The sequence below is a fragment of the Veillonella parvula genome, assembly GCF_040094895.1.
GTDB lineage: Bacteria > Bacillota > Negativicutes > Veillonellales > Veillonellaceae > Veillonella > Veillonella parvula_L.
Window position 1 is genome coordinate 1 of record NZ_JBBNGV010000004.1, and the last position, 20,580, is coordinate 20,580.

The window sequence follows — 20,580 nt, forward strand, 5'->3', positions numbered from 1 at the left end:
TCGCTCTTCGTTCGACTTGCATGTGTTAAGCACGCCGCCAGCGTTCGTCCTGAGCCAGGATCAAACTCTCCAAGATATCTTGAAGCTATTTGAATAGCTCATTATTTGTTGTCGTTACATTGAAGTAACTTTGAATTATGGTTGGTTTTGACTTTGTCAAAACCCGCACTCTGGCATATGTTCAATCGTTATGATTGATTACCTATCATTGTTCAGTTTTCAAAGATCTGTACCAGTCTACACACTCTTTCTTCAAAGTGTTTCATCAACTGGCGACTTGATTATTGTATCAAGTCCAGCTCATTCCGTCAAGTGCTTTTTTTAACTTCTAAGAAGTTTTTCATACTTATCATTTGAGCTGTGTCCTAATGACTTGTATAAGTATAGCATAAATATAATAAACGTCAATATATAAAATTGTTATCCTAAAAAATTCATCTTTCTTTCATTATTTTTATTGCATCCTATACATAATATCTCATTAGAAGCCATTTTAACTTGTTTAATATTTATTTACCCAATTTTTACCTTAAACAACTATAGTTCTAAAGGAGTATATCTTTTTACCCATATATGATACAAAGCAAGCGCTATCACCATAACCAATGCAGTGAACATATATAAATATTGATAGCCCCACGCACTAGCTAATACTGCAAGTATAACCGATCCAGCACCGACACTTATATCTAAGGCTAGAAAATAAGTTGCTGTTGATACACCCGCACGCTCAATAGGAGCTGATTGTATAGCCAGCGCTTGGAATGCAGGTTGTGCTGCACCATAACCTAACCCCAACAATGGAGCGGTGAATAGAATAGCTAATGGTGTTATAGCTAATCCCAATCCAAATAAGCCTAATATAAATAATCCTAATCATGTATAGATAATAATTTTTGAACCATATCGAGCATATATTTTTCCTACTATAGGCCGACTAATAATAATCATCAACGCAAAAATAGCAAAGAAAGCACTTCCCCATATTCCTGCCCCCATGCTATTAAGTTCTATAGGTATAAAAACTAAAACACCAGAGTAAGTAAAACCAATAAATAAGCCCATTAAAGCCCAAGGTAAACTTTTATTTTCTATAAACTGGGAAATATGCCAACCTTTATATTTTGATTGTTTAGGTAATGCTAACTCCTTTGATAGGGGAATAATATTACTTAAGACCATAGCCAATCCAGTCATAACCGTTAAAAATATGTACAATGCCATACTACCGTATGACGATAAAGCATATAGGCCGATAGCAGGCCCTAATACCATTGCTATATTTGAAAAGATAGCAAACATATTAACTCCCTCACCTTTTCGACTAGGAGGTAATACTAATACTGCTAGAGTAGCCATTACAGTTGTTCCAAGGGCAAACACAACACCATGTAACCCACGTAGTACGAAAACAGCCTCTAAGGATGTAGTAAAATTAAATAATCCCATAATAATGAAAAACAAGGCTGTTGATATTAATAGAACAATACGCTTATTAAAACCATCTATTAATCGTCCTGCAAAAATCCTACATAAAATTGTACCAATTTGGAAATATGTCATCGCTAAGCCCGCATCAAGATCACTGCCAGCCAGCTCAGACGTGATTACAATTGGCAATGCCGCTACGAGAACATATTGAGTCATATATAAAATACCACTACTAATACCATAATTAGTAAAAGCAGGGCTCCACAATCTATTTGAATCCATATTTGTATCTCCTTTTGTATCGTGTCACCTAGCCATTTTACGCCTCTATCTTATAGAATTCAAGAACAAGCCTTTTTAAATTTTATATAGTTAAAAATGACTGTTATCTGTAAAATACCTATACCGTTTTACATAATAAAAGATAGCAAAATAAAAGAACCTCTCTAAAAAATAAATCCAGAGAGGTTCTTATACTTTAATCATTAACACAATAATAATAATTTATAACTTATTATTGATTACGTACGTCATTTTTATTACGGCTCTTCCACATAACCCACAAGGATGTAGCTACACAGATAGAGGAGTACGCACCACTAGCAAAACCGATGATCATGCAAAGGGCAAAGTTCTTTGTAGTGTCCCCACCGAATAGATAAAGGGATACACAAGCAAACATAACGGTAGCCAATGTATAGAAACTACGGTGAATACTTTGTGTAATAGACGCATTCGCCAAATCTGCAAATGTATCAGAACGTTTATGTGTATGCGTATTTTCACGAACACGGTCAAAAATAACTACAGATTCATTCATGGAGTAACCTACAACCGTAAGAATGGCAGCCAAGAAGGATGCATCAATTTCTAGTTGGAAATAAGAGAAAACACCAAGAACCATAATCAAGTCATGGAAAATGGCAACTAACGCAGAAATGGCAACCTTATATTCAAAACGATAAGAAATATATAGAGCTAATGCTGCGAATGCTATAACAAGATTCAATAACGCATGTTCTGTAACTTCAGAACCAATTACAGCACCTACAGTTTCAATACGTTTAACTGTATTGTTACCAATAGATTTAGTCAAAGAATCAACAACAGCGGCACTTTCACTAGACTCGAGATTACGTGTACGAATCATTACGTCTTCGCCCGCTGTATCACCAGTAGTATCACCGGAAAGCTGAATTTGTGCATTTTCAAGATTATATTCTTTTAGAACGTCACGAACTTGACTAACCTCTACAGGTTGATCAAATACAACTTCAACAATCGTACCACCAGTATAATCAATACCAAAGTTAAACCCTTTAGTAAATATGGAAATTAAGCTGATTATAACAAGTGTGGAGGAAATAGCAAACCACCAACGATGATGTTTAATTACGTCTAATGTCATTTGCGTTTACCTCCTTTCAAAGATTTAGGTGCAAATGCGTCAGCACTTGTGCTCGGAGAAATATTCGCACCAAACCAGAATGGATGGTTTGTAAAGTTACAATCGATTAATAAGCGCAATAAGAAATGGCTCACAGTAATCGCAGTGAACATACTTACCACAACACCTACGCCTAAGCTGATAGCGAAGCCTTTTACAGGACCAGAGCCTAAAATAGTTAAGATACCAGCTGTAATGATAACGGATACGTTTGCATCAGTAATTGTGGCTAACGCACGGCTAAAGCCTGCTTCCATAGCAACACGCATAGATTTGCCGGAAAATACCTCTTCCTTAAAACGTTCAAAGATAAGAATATTCGCATCTACCGCAACACCCATGGATAAGATAATACCAGCAATACCTGGCAATGTCATAGTCGCATTAAAGCCCTTGCCCAACACGAGTAATAAGAGCATAACATATACAAGTAATGCTATATTAGCTACGATGCCAGAAAAACGATATAAGATAACCAAGAAAATCATGATCATTGCAATACCAGCACTGAAGGCTACAACAGATTTATCCTTGGAGTCTTGCCCCAAAGAAGGACCTACTGTACGCACTTCCAATACATTAATTTTAACAGGCAATGCACCGGAACGTAATAAAATAGCTAAGTCTTTAGCTTCTTCTAAACTTTGACTACCAGAAATAGTGGCTTTACCACCTGTAATTGCTTGTTGTACTACAGGATTAGTCAATTCTTTACCATCCAATGTAATGGCAATACGACGACCAATATTTTTAGATGTTAAATCAGCAAACTTCTTAGCCCCTTCATCACTTAATTCAATAGCAACGAGTGGTTGTTTATTTTGACCTAACTCTTCTTTAGCATCTTTTAAGTCATCACCAGTCATAACGGTTTGACCTTGGTCGTTTTTAAATTCCAAGACCGCTGTTTTACCGATACGTTTAATTGCTTCGTCAGGATCTTTTACACCTGGCAATTCAATGATAATGCGACGAGCACCTTCACGTTGTACCAATGGTTCAGATAAACCCATTTCATTAATACGACGTTCTAAGATTTGCTTCGCCCGTTCCACTGCATCATTGTCAGCTGTACCAGTCGCAGAGTCCTCTGCTTCCAATACGATATGCGTACCACCTTGCAAGTCTAGGCCTTGTTTCAAAGAGCCTGCTAATGGTTGAATAAAATACGCAAATAATCCAATGATGGCAGCAATGACTACTAAAAACTTGATAATAGCTTTACCGTTCAAAATAGTTGCTCCCTTCTGCTATACACAATGTATAATGCCTTGCTCTGTCACAATTTTACTCATTCGTTGGTCTAATGCTTCCATTGGGATTGGTGTCTCCCATAATTGTATAGTCCAACATACGCCCATAAATGTACTCGGTGAAAGTTCCTTGAGAAATCGATCATAATACCCATTCCCCATTCCCATGCGACCACCTTGACGGTCAAAGCCAGCACCAGGCACTAAAATCAAATCCAAGTCACACGGATCAATAATATCGTATGGCTCAGCGGGAATACGTATATTTAACACACCCCGAGTGATAGATTCTAGAGACTTAAGGCGAACTGCAATCATAGTCGTCTTATCAGTACATACTGGAACGTATACAGATTTACCATGTTCTAAAGCATGACGAATCACATCGTCTAAATTGGCCTCTTTAGGCATCGCCAAATAGGCCATAATGTTTTTTGCCGATATATACTCAGGACTATTAACGATTTGATTCGTCAACATCGGCGTCCACGACCTACAATCAGCAACGGATAAAGCAGCGCGCTGAGACTTACACGCCTGGCGCACTGCTTCCTTTGTATTCATTATTTTTCTTCCTTGTTTTTCTTAGACAGTACATTAGCAACTGCTGTACGAGCAAATGTTAATTCAACTTTTTCAGATACCTGTACCTTGACTTTTTCATCATCAAGTTCAACAATTTCGCCATAAATACCACCAATAGTAACGATTTTTTGGCCTTTTTTTAAACTACCTAACAAGCTAGCACGCTCTTTTTGTTGTTTCTTTTGTGGACGCCACAATAGAAAGTAAAAAATTACTACCATTAACAAAATAGGCCAGCTAGTTTGCAAGATTTGTTGAATATCTCCCATGTTATCCTCCTAGGTTAATAAATATGTATTTCTTTTCTAGTATAGCCACCTAATATAAATTTGACTAGACTTAATTACTATTTTTTAAAGCTATCCCAAAATTGCATTCTAAATTGTGGGAACCGATCTTCTAAGATAGCTTGTCTCATTTGACGCATAAACTCTAATAAGAAATAGAGATTATGATACGTTACAAGGCGTAATGCCAAAATCTCTTCTGCCTTATATAAGTGACGAATATATGCACGGGAATAATTTTTACATGTATAACATTGGCAACCTTCTTCTAAAGGACCCCAATCATGAGCAAATTGAGCATTTCGAATATTAAGACGACCATTCCAGGTCATGGCCATCCCATTTCGAGCAACACGAGTTGGATATACACAATCAAACATATCAACTCCACGTGCTACACCTTCTACCAGACAATCTGCGGTGCCAACGCCCATCAAATAACGAGCCTTGTTAGTTGGCAATAATGGCGTAGTATATTCTAAGATTTCATTCATTAAATCATGAGGTTCCCCAACGGATAAACCGCCGATGCTATAACCTTCAAAATCCATAGCTACAAGTTCTTCCGCACTTTGCTTGCGCAAGTCTTTGTACATGCCACCTTGAACGATACCAAACATGCCTTGGCGGTCATGAGCTTTACGAGCCTCTTGGCAACGATGCGCCCAACGTGTTGTACGCGCCGTAGAGCGTTTCGCATAATCATGATCCGCGGGATACGGAATACATTCGTCAAAAGCCATCGCAATATCAGAACCTAATTGCTCTTGTACCTTTGTAGCCACTTCAGGAGATAGAAACTGTTTTGATCCATCAATGTGGGATCTAAATGTAACACCATCCTCAGTAATTTTGCGCATATCGCCTAAACTAAATACTTGGAATCCACCACTATCAGTAAGAATCGCTTGATCCCAATTCATAAATTTATGTAAGCCCCCAGCCTCTTCTACAAGCTCCGGCCCTGGGCGAAGAAATAAATGATAGGTATTACTCAAAATAACTTGAGAACCCATAGCCTTTAGTTCTTCTGGTGTCATAGTTTTAACTGTCGCTTGCGTGCCTACAGGCATAAACATCGGTGTTTGGAAGGTACCATGTGGCGTATGCAATAAACCTGCCCGTGCCCCCGTATGAGGACATGTCTTTTGTAATTCATAAATAATACTCGGCATAGTCCCTCCTAACGTATAAACATAGCATCGCCGAAGCTAAAGAAACGATAACGTTCACGTACAGCTTCTTCGTAGGCCGCCAAACAGTGTTCACGACTAGCTAGTGCACTAATCAACATTAACAATGTAGATTGAGGCAAGTGAAAATTCGTTACCAACGCATCAATCATCTTAAATTTATAGCCAGGATAGATAAAAATTTGAGTCCAACCACTCATACCTTGTAATACACCATCATCATTCGTAGCAGACTCAAGAGTACGCACCGATGTAGTACCTACGGCAATGATACGAGACCCTTTTTGTTTGGCTGCATTGATTCGATTCGCCGTATCTTGAGGTACAACAAAGAACTCACTATGCATTTCGTGGTCTTCAATAGTCTCTGCCGATACAGGTCTAAAGGTGCCAAGTCCAACATGTAAGGTTACAAACTCAAGCTCTACACCTTTAGCTTTAATCTTTTCTAAGAGGTCAGGTGTAAAGTGAAGTCCTGCAGTTGGTGCCGCAGCAGAGCCTTTCTCCTTAGCATATACCGTTTGATAACGGTCTTTATCTTCTAACTTTTCATGAATGTATGGAGGTAATGGCATTTCACCAATTTCTTGAATCACATCATCAAACACACCGTTGCATGTGAACTGAATGATACGGCCTCCAAAATTTGTTTTATCTATAATAACTCCACTTAGGCGGTCATCAAACTCTATAACTTGCCCGATAGGACATTTTTTCCCCGGTTTAACAAGGCATTCCCATCGATTTTCACCACATGGTGTGAGTAGAAGTACCTCCACCTTGCCACCAGAACCTTGACGATGTCCATATAATCTCGCAGGGATAACCTTCGTATTATTAAATACAAGCACATCTCCTTCATAGAGTTCTTCTAGCAAATCATAAAAATGCCCTTTATGTTTAACTTCACCACTTACCTTATCTAAGGTTAAAAGCCGTGCTGTATCACGAGGTTCTACAGGATGCTGAGCAATCAGTTCCTCTGGCAATTCATAATCAAAATCTGTAACTTTCATCGTAATCCTTATTAGTACATTTTCTTCAATGTAATGCCACTATAGTAGTGACGCAAAATAGTTTGGTAATAATTTATATCTCCAGGATTAGCACGCTTTGCCATTTCCGCAGCGCCCCATTGAGACATACCAAGGCCATGACCCCAACCGTGGCCTTTAATATAAACAGTATCATTCTTGCCAGTAAAGCTATGATATGCCTTTCCCGTGCCTTTAGCAGGGTTGTGATTTACATAGAAATCAAATAGTGTAGATTTTAAACCTAAAATACTACGCAATGCATCGCCATCTACAGTAGTTTTTCCAGAGGTACCTATGAAAGTAGCACTCTTTATACGACCTGATACACCGCGGTCCGATGTTTGTTGCCCAGGCTTACCAAGAGGAGTCAACTGAATGCTCTTCAATTTACCTACCCCTTTACTTGCCGCATTAAGTTTACTTTCAAGAGCTTGACGAGAGGTAGTAACAGTCCAATTCGATGTAGATGTACCAGTACTAAAGTCTTTTACCCCTTTCAAGTATGGCACATCACTTCCCCAAACATTTACACTATCCTCTGTATAGCCACCGCCATCAGAATGGAATAAGGCATTAATAGGACGTTGATCATAAAGCATAACTACGCCTTTAGTTTTATTTACTGCATTTGTGGTAGCTTGAGATTCACCACTCACACCACTATAAACTTGATGATCCGTGGAATTACTCACATCGTAGAATTTACCTTTATTTTGTTCCATCGTATGAAGAGCATAAGTACGAGCTGCTACGGCTTGCGCTTCTAATGCAGCAGCCGGCCAAGACGGTACTACCTCTTGTGGAACAACACCATACAGGTAATCCTCAAGAGGCACAGCGTTAATGACCATCATGGTTCCATTATTGGCACGTAATGTGAGCCCACCACGATAACCTTTACCTTCGAACAAAAATGGTGCATCACTATTCGCAGGCTTCAATGTAACTACACTATCAATAGTCTTTCCATTTACAGCAATCTTGCCGCCGCGAACGCCAATAGATGTACCACGATTAGCACTGATTGTGCTAACTTGACCATTACCGCTGTTCAACACAACCATATTAGCTGTAGATGTAACAGTAGCATCGGAGCTACGACTACCTAGTAGAACACGTACATTTGGCATGTTTTCTTTGCGTTCTGTAGCAGGCGTCACTACGGAGCCCACTTTGTTGCGAGTAATAACTGCTGTATTGGCTTGAATGCTATTCGCATCCATTGTTTTTACTACCTTTTTAGTAGCAGTTTTTTCAGTAGCTCTCTTTTGTACTACAGGCTTTTCATCAGTAACTGCAGGTTTAGCAGTTGGCTTCGAAGTACCAGAAGCCGCAGGTTTTGTAGCCATTGTAGCTTTACCTGTAGTGGCTGATTTCGCAGCTGTTGCATTAGTACTAGATTTCGCAGTACTAGTTGATTTTGTTGCACTAACTGGTTTAGCCGGCGTTACCGGTTTTGTAGATGTAGCAGGCTTTGCTACACTAACCGGTTTTGCACTAGGTTTAGCCACCGTAGATGCAGCAGTTGACTTAGAAACCGTTTTAGTTATTGTAACCGGCTTTGCAGCTGGTTTAGTAGCAAGTGGACGAAAACTAGATTTCTTCGTCGTATTTACTTTCGATACAGTTGTATTAGATACTGTTGATTTTGGCGTTGGCTTTTTCGTTACCACTGTACCTTTATTTTGCAGCGTCGCTCCATGTGCTATAGAAACACCGCCAATGTTTACACCTAAAAACAAAGTGGCCATTATCATCAATTGTAATCGTTTTGTTTTCATTGTTATTTCCCTGTCTGTGAAATACCTAAATGCTCATAGGCTAATTTAGTAGCTACCCTCCCACGCGGTGTGCGTCCTAAAAATCCTAATTGCATCAAATATGGTTCATACACATCTTCGATGGTATCTCTCTCTTCGCTGATGGCCGCCGCAATGGTATCAATCCCTACAGGACCACCATCATATTTTTCAATAATACATTCCAACACACGTCGATCAATTCGATCAAGTCCCATTTTATCTACATATAAACGTTGTAATGCTTCATCTGCAATTTCTTGAGTGATAACCCCATCACCAATGACTTGTGCAAAGTCGCGTACCCGTTTAAGCAGACGATTTGCGATACGCGGTGTTCCTCGTGAACGACGCGCAATTTCGCTTGCCCCAGTTGGCACAATACCAATATTAAGTATCTCTGCGGCGCGAGACACAATAAACTCTAACTCTGGTTGTTTATAATATTCCAACCGATTAATAATACCAAATCGATCTCGTAATGGAGCTGCCAAAGCACCCGCTCGAGTCGTGGCGCCTACCAAAGTAAATTTTGGCAAGTCAATGCGCACAGTTCGAGCACTTGGACCCTTACCGATGATAATATCAATAGCATAGTCTTCCATAGCAGAGTACAACACTTCCTCTACACTACGAGACAAGCGATGAATTTCATCGATAAATAATACATCATGGTCGTCCAAATTTGTTAATATTGCAGCTAAGTCACCAGACTTTTCAATAGCTGGACCAGAAGTTATACGAAAATTAACACCCAATTCATTTGCAATAATCCCTGCTAATGTTGTCTTGCCAAGACCTGGAGGTCCATAGAGCAGCACGTGATCCAATGCTTCCCCACGCTGTTTTGCAGCTTGAATATACACATTTAGATTACCTTTAGCCTCTTCTTGACCTACATACTCATTAAAAAGCTTAGGTCGAAGGCTATATTGCCATATATCCTCTTCGTGCTCGCCATTGCCGACAAGGCGTACTTCCTCATTCATCCTTATCGTCCTTTCCCAAGCTCAATTAAGCTGACTTTTATCAACTCAGATACATCACGCTTACCATCATCTAAAGACTCTACAATATCTGCTACATCCCGTTCCAAGTATCCTAAAGATACGAGGGCTTCAATGGCTTCTCCTGCAACACCGTTTGCAGCAACGCCAATAGGCTGAATAGTCGCAGACGATTCCGAAGAAATATGTGTCATCTTAGCGATTTTATCCTTTAACTCTAAAACAAGTCGCTCCGCAGACTTCTTACCAATGCCAGGTAACTTAGTTAATTGCTGTACCTGTCCATTGATAATCGCTAATTTGAAAGCCTCAGGTGTCATGCCTGACAAGATGCCAAGCCCCACCTTGGGCCCGATACCAGAAACAGAAATGAGGAGTATAAACAACTCATATTCTTCTTCCGTCCAAAAGCCATAAAGTTGCATCGCATCTTCTCGTACATTAAGATACGTGAATAGCGTCGCCTCATGGCCCTCTGTCAGCTGTTGACGCGTAGTGGTCGGCACATATACGCGATACCCTACGCCATGTACATCAACATAGCACGATTCTTTAAAAAGATGTGTTACGATACCTCGCACATACCCTATCATTATACCAACCTCTTTAATCTATCATTGTGAGAACTATGAGCCGTACAGATAGCAACAGCTAATGCATCTGCCGTATCATCAGGCTTAATTTTCTCACGAATCCCCAAAATATTCATCGTCATATAAATGACCTGATTCTTATCAGCTTTACCATAACCTGTGACAGCTTGTTTAATTTGTAATGGTGTATATTCATAAATAGGAATCCGTTGCTGTTCAGCAGCCAATAAAATAACACCACGTGCTTGCCCTACCTTAATGGCTGTTGTTACATTGCGGTTAAAAAATAATTCCTCCACACCGAACTTATCAGGCCTATATTCCTCCAATAAATCACTAAGATCATTAAATAGAATTTCCAGTCGCTGTGAATCAGTTAATTCCTTAGGAGTTGTAATAGCCCCATAGGCTACTGGTGTTAGTTTGCTACCCTTCACGTCAATAATGCCGTATCCGCATATAGCCGTGCCTGGGTCAATTCCTATAATTCGCACCCCAACCCCCTTAGTTTAAAAATGAGATAAGCTACCGCCTACCTCCATTACATAATCTATTTTATTATAGCATAATTTCACATCGAAGTTCATGAATTCCCCTATGAATTATATATGAGACATATTAATTTTCTTAACTTTAATAAATATCCGAGTTTAATTTCAATAGAAAAGGAGCACCCCATAGAGTGCCCCGTTTATTATTATTCTTCTTCATCGTCCGGCAAAATACCATTATGATATACGTTTTGTACATCATCAAGATCATCCAATACGTCAAGCATTTTCTGCATTTTCACAGCATCATCACCAGTCAACTCAATCGTTGTATCTGGAATCATCGTGATTTTAGCTACTACAGTTTCGATACCCGCATCAGCAAGCGCTGCTTCTACCGCATCAAAATCCTCTGGTGTTGTATAAATTTCAAATACATCATCTTCAGACTTAAGGTCTTCTGCTCCAGCTTCAAGAGCTAGCATAGTTACCTCATCTTCATCATGACCTTCTTTATCGATAACAAATACGCCTTTAGATTTGAACATCCAGCCTACACAGCCGCTTTCACCAAGGTTACCACCTTGTTTAGAGAATGCATGGCGCACGTCTGCAGCAGCACGATTACGATTATCGGTCATCACCTCAACAGTAACGGCAACACCGGCAGGACCATAACCTTCGTATACGATTTCTTCATATGCATTCATGTCCGTAGCACCGATACCTTTGTCGATAGCACGTTGAATGTTATCCTTAGGGATATTATTTTCACGAGCTTTTTGCAAAGCCAATTTCAAACGCATATTACCAGTTGGATCTGCACCACCCATGCGTGCTGCAACGGTAATTTCACGACCGATTTTTGTAGCCAATTTAGCTTTTAATGCATCGGTTTTACCTTTTTTATGTTTAATATTTGCCCATTTAGAATGTCCTGACATAGACGCCTCCTATTTATTCCACCATGCTTCGCCCCGCAGCCGATCTAAGATGATTGATACGGCACTACGCACGGATAAATGATTGTATTCACCATGGCCATATATAGGTTCTAAAATATAGTCAAAGCTTTCCATCGTTTCTTTTGTCATACCATAACCGGTACCAAATAATACTAACACAGGGCGCCCCTCATTTTCAAGATGTTCACGCATCCGTGCATAGGAAATCGTATTATCATAGGTGCGAGCATCTGTTGTAGCTACTATAGGTTTTATACCTTCTATGTCTTCAATTGTTCGCACCGCTACCGCAATTGAGTTTACCAATTCCACGCCGGTGAAAGCATCCTTGCGATCTGGATTGTAAGTAGAGCCAAATCCAGATTTCCAATGTTCCATAATCGTACTTACCAACTCACGTTGAGCTGGAATATTATGAATGACAAAATATTTAGACACATCATAGGTAATAGATGCTCGTGCAATATCATGTATATCATAATTTGTAATAGCCGTCGTAATGACCTCTTTATGTTTATTCATAATAGGATAATGAACAAGTCCAATATATAAATTAGCCAAAGCCTAAAATCTCCAAAAAAATAAATGATACTTAACTGATAAGATAATCAGTATAAACGACTAGTAATCTTTCAGATTAAGATACTAAAACTAAAATTAAAATAACAACGTAAAATTATTCCACTAAGAGTGGCACAAAATAAGCTTCAGTACCGGCAATTTCTTCTGGAGAAAAACGACAACCGACTGCAGAAGCTTGATCTCCAAGCATAAAACAAGATAATGTCAAACAGCCTTCTTTAGTACCGCTATCTACGGTATGAGTAAAGTGTTTCTGCTTGATGAACTCCTGATACATAACCTTTTGGCTGTCCCGACAAACTATATCATCATAGTTATCTACAAATTTCTCCATGTATAGTTCACCTTGATTTCCACGTTTTTGAACAACCTGAATATTTCGCCCTTCACGTCCCCAAATTTCTTTTTGAATATATAGCCCATCATCAAGGTTTGGGAAATCACTTTCAAAATAAGAAGGCGTCAAATAGCGTTTAATAATATCTCGCTCAGGTCCTGTAAAGAACTGGTTTGTTAAGTATAAGGCATATACCAAGGACATAAACGATTTATTCTGCAGAATAATCGCCTCTGGTGGATTAAATAGATTAAAGCGGTATTCATTATATAAATCTAAAAACATTTCACCTAATGGTTCACCATCTGCTGTAGTTTCATCAATCAATAGTTCCATAGGATGTAAACGATACAGGTTTGCTGCATGACTACCATCAGATAACAGAATACCATCATCATCAATGACCATATCATAAAAGGATAAGAATCGAATATCTGCTTCTGGACATGCTGATTTCATAGCATGTAAGAGAAACTGTGTAGTTCCATAGTCCTCTAAATAATCATGAAAGCACCCGAAAACAAAGGGTTCTATTTCATTATCAGTCATCATATTATGATGTTTATTAGTCACACTATATTTTTTACGAGACGTTCCTTCATATACGCGTTTCAAAAAACGCTCAAGTTCATTATAAGCATCTATATTAGGATCTACTTTATCGAAATATCGTGCCGCTACACCATTAGCATAATAGCTTTCAATCAGAAAGCAGGGTGTATCCGCATTAATCTCTACCATGCGCAATTGCCTTCTATCATCAAGGACAAAGTCAAATCGAGATAACCATGTAGGTAAGCCCAATGGATTCCCACGATGTAAATAAGGAATCAAATTTTCTGGCATATCCATATTGAGTGCAAACTCATTAGGTGCCTGTTGAAATACCTTGGCGGCTTTACAAAATATCTGAAACAACATGCGCGACGCATGTCGTATTTCATCATAAAAATCAGCTGAAAAAGATTGTGCAGAAAGCGCAGGATACCTATCAGCATAGCCCTCATAATCCACAAAAAGCAATATATTCGTATCAAGTTCATCTATATACGATTTCATAATATCGGCCTCCATTAGGAACTACTAGAACGCACTCCAACACTACCAAATCCAGACTTTTGACCTATGGAGGACGCTTTACTACTTCTACGCTTTTCATAATCTAAATAAGTCCTTCGGCCCAAAGAACTATGCACATTTGAACCAGATGCCGTATATGGTGTCGTTTCTTCATACGGTTTTAATGGGGCTGCCACACGATATGTCATGGTTCGTCCATCCATACGCGCTGTAGGTGGATTAAATCCATAAAACATATAGTAGCCTGCTGCAATACTAGGTAAAAGCCCTGCTAAACCAGCATCCCATACTAAATTTCCACTGGTATCGCGGTGAAAGGTAACAGACCGATTGTCGTCATATAAAGCCGTCTCTTTACCATCTCCATGGTTTAATAGAGAATAACGATTACCTTGATTATCCTTTAATCGGACTTCCCCATCATTTGCTTTGGGATAGATTTTATCACATACAACATAAGCAATGTCATTCCAGTATGAGGACACACCAACAAGTCCCGCCACAGCGGCAAAGGCACTCGTTATGTATATAGTTTTCTTACTTGGCTTATACATAGGACACTCCCTTAGTGCACAGCACCACTAACAACGAGAGCAAGACCTACAAAGATACCAAATACGAGGATACCCGCTGCCGTATTACCACGCATAATCTCTTCAGATAAATTATATTTTCGATGCCATAAATTAATAAACATATAGCCGGTTACAAACAATATAATACCTAAAATAGCATATACGATACTGGCCACAACACCGTGCAATAAAGATGTATCAGCTGTAGTCACTACAGGAGACATAATAACAGCTCGCAAAATCTCACCAATTCCGATAAATGAACCTGCTGAGAGCCATGCTACAGCACAGTTACCACGTTTAATTTCTTCACTGAATTTGCCAGGTACAAAGAAATCAATAACAGTATTAGCTGTTAACATTAGGAAAATTCCAAAGCAAGCATAAAAAATCGTCAATAATACATCAGGAATATAAATCATGATAAACCTCCTAAGATTGTTCCTTTATTTTCATAGTTAACGGTTATATGGACTAGCCGCATTATGATTATATCCGTTATAGAATTTATCGCGTCCCCCACTATCCTTTTGGCGAACCATATAGGCATAGGAATCAAGTACATGGGACTTTCGCATTGTGCCATTAATAATATCTAGATCCTCTTGTGTCAACTTTCCTGGCTCACACACCTTAACTCGGGTTTGACCGTCCGTATTTGTAATAATATAGGCGGACTTAGCATCATAGAATACAATGACTTCACGACCCTCTTGTAGGTCATCACCTTCATTTCTAATCTCTCCGTCTAAAGATTCGATTAAATCTAAGGCTGTACTTACAGGATCTAAACTGGAAGTATATATATATTCATTCTCCGAATCCGTCTTAGTATAATACACGGATGTATCGTGCATATGCTCCTTTGCAGTGTATGGGAATCCGAATGTAGCACGTACGTCATGCCAAGACATATCGCCCTCCCAGCTAATAAGGCACATAAAAAATAATGCACCGACCCCTATAGCACTAGCAACTCCTTCAAAGCGTTTTTTCAAACGTTGATTCCGTTTCTTTTTACTAATAGCGTTAGCTGCCGTATCATTACAGAGACGAATATTCCTCAAAGGAACACGTGCCCCTTCGGCGAACATCTTCTCACCTTTAAACCAGTTTTCTTCAAAGAATACACTAGCACCGCCTTCACAAGGCAATTGATATTCCTTATAGCCAGCCCTGTCACCTACGGAAGCACCACTATCACCATCTACAGCCACAACCTTTTCTAAGCCAATTTGATGTAACGTAAAGCCCTTCGGTGCTCGTTTGCGATAGGATGTTCTAGATACAGTGCACCATTCATTATCATTGTATTCAATGGTGACCCATATATTATCAGACCCCTCAACATCCTCGAGGCCATATTCATGCCAATAATCACCAGGCGACTTTTGCATTGACGGCTTAGCTTTATAGGCCTGTTCTTGATCTGCTTTTGGAATAATCTCGTTATATTTAATTTTTTCAGTTATTACATAACGACTGCCCTGAACCTCAAGGACATCATAACAATTAAACTCCATAAATAACCTCGCTCGAATAGGCAAAATCATACGTGTCTTGCTCTATTCCCTCTCAAAAACGGAATTTAATGAAATTAAGCTTTAAAGTAACCTATCCGTTCATGAATAGTTTCATTCTTCACCTTTATGTCTTACAGACTCTTCCTCAACTATCTCTTTTAAAAGCTTAATTTCTTCTTTTGTTAATGGACGCTCTAATAAATCTGGACGTAACAACCGAGTTCTTTTAAGTGCTTCTTTTTGACGCCAAGTGGCAATGTTTTTATGATGACCACTACGCAATACATCTGGAACAGTCCAACCTCTAAATTCTGGTGGTTTTGTATATTGTGGGCATTCTAAAAGTGACTCATAAAAAGAATCCTCTTGTGCCCCACTAGCTGAGCCTAATACACCGGGAATCATGCGAGCCACTGCATCAGTAACTACCATAGCTGGCAACTCACCACCGGTCAATACATAATCACCAATAGAAATCGTTTCATCTACAAGATGTTTCTCTACGCGATAATCTACACCTTCATAATGACCACAAATAAGAACCACTTGATCATAGCTAGCCAATTCACGAGCCTTCTCCTGTGTGAAAGGCTGTCCTGTAGGTCCCATAAAGATAATACGACGTCGTATACTTTCATTAGGATTACCAATAAGACTCATTTCATCACACATCTCATCTGTGGTATAAATATCATTAATATCACTATCATATTGAGCAATAACGGATTCTACGGCTTCAAAAATAGGAGGTGCCATCATAAGCATACCAGCCCCACCACCATATGGTGTATCATCTACTTGGCCATGCTTATTATGGCTAAAATCTCGAGGATTCGTTACACCCACAGATAGACGTTCTGTCTCAATAGCTCGTTTTATGATGGAATGATTAAAAAACGCATCAAAAAAATCTGGAAATAAAGATACAATATCAATACGCATAAACCGTCCCCTGTACTTATTAACTCACATTAACCCATTAGTATTATCTATATATAGCTATATTATATAACTTTTACGCTAATATACCTATATGTAGATAAAACAAAACCGCCCAAAGGATTATATCCATTCAGGCGGATCTACGATCATCAATTTATTTTCCACATCGATGTCTTTAACGACCTCTTCAATGGCTGCAAATAATTGATCTGGTTCCCCATCTTTGGAGACCACATATACATCATTAGCACCAGGTTGTAATACATCAGTAACTGTGCCAAGCACGTTACCCATAATATCTTGTACCTCAAGACCAATGATATCAAAAATATAGTAACGACCTTCTGGCAATTCCACTAAATCTTCACGACGAACTTGAATTGCTTTCTTACTGAATAGTTCAGCCGTATTGCGATCAGGAATTTCCTTAAAAGATGCTAAAACAAATTGCTTGTGAAATCGTGCGGATGCAACGTGGTATTCTTTACCATCGATGTAACAGGCATCCATATGCATAAACCGTTCTGGAAAATCGGTTTGAGGCATAATACGAAGATCACCCCGCACACCGTGCGGGGCGATGATAACACCTATTGTGATGAAATCGTTATGCTTCATTATTGACGAAACGCAACGATCTTACCGTCTTCTAATAGGATTTCAGCGCCCATCAAGGCATCCAAATTATCCCCGATTTTAACGGTAACTGTTTGCTCTAATGTACCTTGAGGAATTTCAGTTCCTAAAGACAACTCCTTAGCATCCTTCAATTTAGCTGTTACTTCTTCTTTGAAAGCCAAGCGTTTATTTTTTTCTTCGTCGATTTGTTGACGAATAGCAGTAAGACTTGTAGCATCAACTTTAGCTGCATCAGCCAAAATACGTTGGGCTTGAAACTCAATTGCTTCCAAATCTTTATTTACCATATCAAGGCGAGTTTCAAGATCGGATACAATTTTCGCTTTCAAGTCGTCTGTTACTTTTGCTTTTACTGCTACAGGGACACGTAATGTCATTTCTTCCATTGGAATACTCCCTTTTAGACAATATCAACAGATATCTTTTTGTTCTCTTTAATAGCCGCCGCTTTCACCACAGAGCGAATCGCTTTAGCAATTCTACCTTGCTTTCCGATGACTTTACCCATATCCTCTGGGGCTACATGAAGTTCGTAAACTTCCACATTCCCCTTTTGGACCATGGTAACAGAAACGGCATCAGGCTGCTTCACTAATGATTTCGCAATTAATGAAATTAATTCTATCATCACAGTATGCCTCTCTATTAATTACTTTTTAGCGTCTGCAAATTTTTGCATAACGCCTTGTTTTTTGAACAAGGAGCGAACAGTGTCAGTAGGCTGAGCACCTTTAGCTAACCAAGCCAAAGCTTTTTCTTCGTCTACATTAACGATAGCTGGTTGTTTAGTAGCATCATATTGACCAATTGTGTCAACAGGACGACCTTCACGTGGAGCACGTGCGTCAGCAACTACGATACGGTAGAAAGGAGCTTTTTTAGCACCTAAACGAGTCAAACGAATTTTTAACATTGTGAAATTCACCTCCTTATACTGATGTGGATGGACAAGTTCAGCGCCCCTGCCCATGTATTACATAAACGGCAATTTAGGCATTCCAGGGAAACCGCCCTTACCGCCACGTAAACCTTGCATGCGCTTCATCATCTTCCGCGCTTCTTCAAATTGTTTCAACAAGCGATTTACATCTTGAACCTGTGTACCAGAACCTAATGCAATACGCTTGCGGCGAGAACCATTAAGAATACTTGGATTTTCTCGCTCTGCCGCCGTCATGGATGTAATGATAGCCTCAATACGACGCACCTCTTTACTATTCAAATCAAGGTCCTTTAATTGGTCCTTAATTTGCCCCATACCTGGCAACATGCCAATAATATTTTGTAATGGCCCTAACTTTCTCACCTGGTTCATCTGTTTTAAGAAGTCATCCAAAGTGAAATTGTTTTTAGCCATTTTCTTTGCCATTTCACGAGCTTCTTCTTCATCGATGGCACCTTGAACATTTTCAATCAACGTTTTAAAGTCGCCCAAATCTAGGATACGAGAAGCCATGCGATCTGGATAGAATACATCGAAACCATCCATTTTTTCGCTCACACCAGTGAACTTGATTGGCAAGCCTGTTACAGCTTTGATAGATAATGCAGCACCACCGCGCGCATCACCATCAAGTTTAGTAAGGATAACACCATCAACACCTAATTTTTCATTAAATGTTTGCGCTGTTGTTACCGCATCTTGACCGATCATAGAATCTACAACGAGTAGAATTTCATGAGGTCGAACAGCAGCTTTGATATTGGACAACTCATCCATGAGGACTTCATCAATTGCCAAACGACCTGCTGTATCGATAATAACAACATCTTTCAACATATGCGTGCTTTGCTCTACGGCACGACGCGCAATATCTACTGGATTTGCACCAGGTGTTTCATCCGAAAATACTGGAATATCAATTTGCTTACCTACAACTTGCAACTGAGTAATCGCAGCTGGACGATATACGTCGGCAGCGACAAGCATCGGACGTTTACCTTGTTTGCGTAAGTATACAGCTAGTTTACCAGCTGTTGTGGTTTTACCAGCACCTTGCAAACCAACGAGCATAATAATTGTTGGTGGCTTGCTAGAAATCATGATACGACTTTGTGTACCACCTAAGAGAGCCGTTAACTCATCATTTACGATTTTAATAACCGTTTGAGCTGGATTCAAGGAACCGAACACCTCTTCACCAAGGGCCTTTTCCTTAATGGACTTAACAAAGTCCTTCGCTACCATAAAATTAACGTCCGCTTCTAATAGAGCCGTACGTACCTGACGCAACGCAAGATTGACATCATCTTCTGTAATTTTGCCCTTCCCCTTTAAGGATTGAAAGGCTTCTTGCAGTTTTTCTGACAAGCTATCAAATGCCATAATATCCCTCCATTTGCGCCAATACTTGTTGCACCTTAGTTTCGGACAACACCTCTTTAGGCAATGTTGCTTTCAACTGTGAAAGCAAGCCTTCCCGTTGTTCATATTGTGCCACCAAGTGCAATTTTGATTCGTAATCATTTAAAATGTGTCGAGCACGCTGTAAATTATCGTGTACAGCCTGTCGTGATACGCCTAATTCCTCAGCAATCTCGCCAAGGGACATATCATCTTCGTGGTGAAGTTGTAAGGACATGCGTTGCTTGTCCGTCAACAATGGCCCATAGAAATCTAAGAGCAAACTTATGAGCACTCGTTCTTCCATTTCGCCACCTCCATCACTGTCAAGTCATATTACTTTACATATACTACCGTACATAAAGAAATGTGTCAAGTAGAAATACTTAACACACTTAATTTATTGATATAATCACAGATATACAAGCTATCTCATCCCCTTTAACAAAAAACCAATAAACTAATTGACT

General features: G+C 39.4%; 23 protein-coding genes, 1 rRNA gene and 1 pseudogene. All 25 read right to left on the bottom strand.

What is annotated here, in order from left to right:
- Positions 1-76, bottom strand: a 16S ribosomal RNA gene (locus tag AAAT26_RS07810); the annotation flags it as partial.
- 461 nt (positions 77-537) lie between these two features.
- Positions 538-1,713: pseudogene (locus AAAT26_RS07815) on the bottom strand (MFS transporter).
- 232 nt (positions 1,714-1,945) lie between these two features.
- Positions 1,946-2,839 carry a protein translocase subunit SecF gene (secF, locus tag AAAT26_RS07820; protein WP_004695602.1) on the bottom strand — a complete coding sequence of 298 codons (894 nt, stop codon included), beginning with the start codon at positions 2,837-2,839 and terminating at the stop codon, positions 1,946-1,948.
- Positions 2,836-4,110 (bottom strand): protein translocase subunit SecD, encoded by a 1,275-nt coding sequence (secD, locus tag AAAT26_RS07825; RefSeq protein ID WP_004695600.1) that lies wholly within the window; start codon positions 4,108-4,110, stop codon positions 2,836-2,838. Before secD ends, secF begins: the two co-directional genes overlap by 4 nt.
- 18 nt (positions 4,111-4,128) lie before the next feature.
- On the bottom strand, positions 4,129-4,695 hold the full coding sequence (locus AAAT26_RS07830) for a 5-formyltetrahydrofolate cyclo-ligase (RefSeq protein WP_004695599.1): 567 nt from the start codon (positions 4,693-4,695) through the stop codon (positions 4,129-4,131).
- Positions 4,695-4,985 (bottom strand): preprotein translocase subunit YajC, encoded by a 291-nt coding sequence (gene yajC / locus AAAT26_RS07835; protein WP_004695596.1) that lies wholly within the window; start codon positions 4,983-4,985, stop codon positions 4,695-4,697. The genes AAAT26_RS07830 and yajC overlap by 1 nt, the downstream gene beginning before the upstream one ends.
- Positions 4,986-5,062: 77 nt before the next feature.
- The gene (gene tgt / locus AAAT26_RS07840) at positions 5,063-6,178 is read right to left on the bottom strand and encodes a tRNA guanosine(34) transglycosylase Tgt (RefSeq protein ID WP_004695595.1); all 1,116 of its coding nucleotides are present in this window, start codon (positions 6,176-6,178) and stop codon (positions 5,063-5,065) included.
- Positions 6,179-6,186: 8 nt separating this feature from the next.
- Positions 6,187-7,212, bottom strand: coding sequence for a tRNA preQ1(34) S-adenosylmethionine ribosyltransferase-isomerase QueA (gene queA / locus AAAT26_RS07845; RefSeq protein WP_349209075.1), 1,026 nt, complete (start codon positions 7,210-7,212; stop codon positions 6,187-6,189).
- Between the two features lie 11 nt (positions 7,213-7,223).
- Positions 7,224-9,014 (bottom strand): SpoIID/LytB domain-containing protein, encoded by a 1,791-nt coding sequence (locus AAAT26_RS07850; protein WP_004695591.1) that lies wholly within the window; start codon positions 9,012-9,014, stop codon positions 7,224-7,226.
- A gap of 2 nt (positions 9,015-9,016) precedes the next feature.
- Positions 9,017-10,021: a Holliday junction branch migration DNA helicase RuvB gene (gene ruvB, locus AAAT26_RS07855; protein ID WP_004695590.1), complete on the bottom strand. Its 1,005-nt coding sequence runs from the start codon at positions 10,019-10,021 to the stop codon at positions 9,017-9,019.
- Positions 10,022-10,023: 2 nt separating this feature from the next.
- Positions 10,024-10,632 carry a Holliday junction branch migration protein RuvA gene (ruvA, locus tag AAAT26_RS07860; protein WP_004695588.1) on the bottom strand — a complete coding sequence of 203 codons (609 nt, stop codon included), beginning with the start codon at positions 10,630-10,632 and terminating at the stop codon, positions 10,024-10,026.
- Positions 10,632-11,126 carry a crossover junction endodeoxyribonuclease RuvC gene (gene ruvC / locus AAAT26_RS07865; protein WP_004695586.1) on the bottom strand — a complete coding sequence of 165 codons (495 nt, stop codon included), beginning with the start codon at positions 11,124-11,126 and terminating at the stop codon, positions 10,632-10,634. The genes ruvA and ruvC overlap by 1 nt, the downstream gene beginning before the upstream one ends.
- Before the next feature lie 203 nt (positions 11,127-11,329).
- Positions 11,330-12,067: a YebC/PmpR family DNA-binding transcriptional regulator gene (locus AAAT26_RS07870; protein WP_004695585.1), complete on the bottom strand. Its 738-nt coding sequence runs from the start codon at positions 12,065-12,067 to the stop codon at positions 11,330-11,332.
- Between the two features lie 9 nt (positions 12,068-12,076).
- Positions 12,077-12,649, bottom strand: a complete 573-nt coding sequence (locus AAAT26_RS07875) for an RNA methyltransferase (protein WP_004695583.1) — start codon at positions 12,647-12,649, stop codon at positions 12,077-12,079.
- 115 nt (positions 12,650-12,764) lie between these two features.
- The gene (locus tag AAAT26_RS07880) at positions 12,765-14,066 is read right to left on the bottom strand and encodes a glutathionylspermidine synthase family protein (protein WP_349209076.1); all 1,302 of its coding nucleotides are present in this window, start codon (positions 14,064-14,066) and stop codon (positions 12,765-12,767) included.
- Between the two features lie 14 nt (positions 14,067-14,080).
- On the bottom strand, positions 14,081-14,641 hold the full coding sequence (locus AAAT26_RS07885) for a hypothetical protein (protein WP_349209077.1): 561 nt from the start codon (positions 14,639-14,641) through the stop codon (positions 14,081-14,083).
- An 11-nt stretch (positions 14,642-14,652) separates the two neighbouring features.
- Positions 14,653-15,084 carry a DUF350 domain-containing protein gene (locus AAAT26_RS07890; protein ID WP_004695577.1) on the bottom strand — a complete coding sequence of 144 codons (432 nt, stop codon included), beginning with the start codon at positions 15,082-15,084 and terminating at the stop codon, positions 14,653-14,655.
- 36 nt (positions 15,085-15,120) lie between these two features.
- Positions 15,121-16,185: a hypothetical protein gene (locus AAAT26_RS07895; RefSeq protein ID WP_004695575.1), complete on the bottom strand. Its 1,065-nt coding sequence runs from the start codon at positions 16,183-16,185 to the stop codon at positions 15,121-15,123.
- Between the two features lie 111 nt (positions 16,186-16,296).
- Positions 16,297-17,127, bottom strand: coding sequence for a tRNA (guanosine(37)-N1)-methyltransferase TrmD (gene trmD, locus AAAT26_RS07900; protein WP_349209078.1), 831 nt, complete (start codon positions 17,125-17,127; stop codon positions 16,297-16,299).
- Between the two features lie 120 nt (positions 17,128-17,247).
- Positions 17,248-17,745, bottom strand: coding sequence for a ribosome maturation factor RimM (gene rimM / locus AAAT26_RS07905; RefSeq protein ID WP_287501589.1), 498 nt, complete (start codon positions 17,743-17,745; stop codon positions 17,248-17,250).
- Complete coding sequence (locus AAAT26_RS07910; RefSeq protein ID WP_004695569.1) at positions 17,745-18,152, bottom strand: YlqD family protein; 408 nt, start codon at positions 18,150-18,152, stop codon at positions 17,745-17,747. The genes rimM and AAAT26_RS07910 overlap by 1 nt, the downstream gene beginning before the upstream one ends.
- A 14-nt stretch (positions 18,153-18,166) precedes the next feature.
- Positions 18,167-18,394, bottom strand: a complete 228-nt coding sequence (locus AAAT26_RS07915; RefSeq protein ID WP_004695567.1) for a KH domain-containing protein — start codon at positions 18,392-18,394, stop codon at positions 18,167-18,169.
- A gap of 21 nt (positions 18,395-18,415) precedes the next feature.
- Complete coding sequence (gene rpsP, locus AAAT26_RS07920; protein ID WP_004695565.1) at positions 18,416-18,679, bottom strand: 30S ribosomal protein S16; 264 nt, start codon at positions 18,677-18,679, stop codon at positions 18,416-18,418.
- Positions 18,680-18,739: 60 nt separating this feature from the next.
- Positions 18,740-20,092, bottom strand: coding sequence for a signal recognition particle protein (gene ffh / locus AAAT26_RS07925; protein WP_012864101.1), 1,353 nt, complete (start codon positions 20,090-20,092; stop codon positions 18,740-18,742).
- A complete protein-coding gene (ylxM, locus tag AAAT26_RS07930) occupies positions 20,082-20,417 on the bottom strand; it encodes a YlxM family DNA-binding protein (protein WP_004698456.1) in 336 nt (111 codons plus the stop codon). Before ylxM ends, ffh begins: the two co-directional genes overlap by 11 nt.
- Positions 20,418-20,580 lie beyond the last annotated feature (163 nt).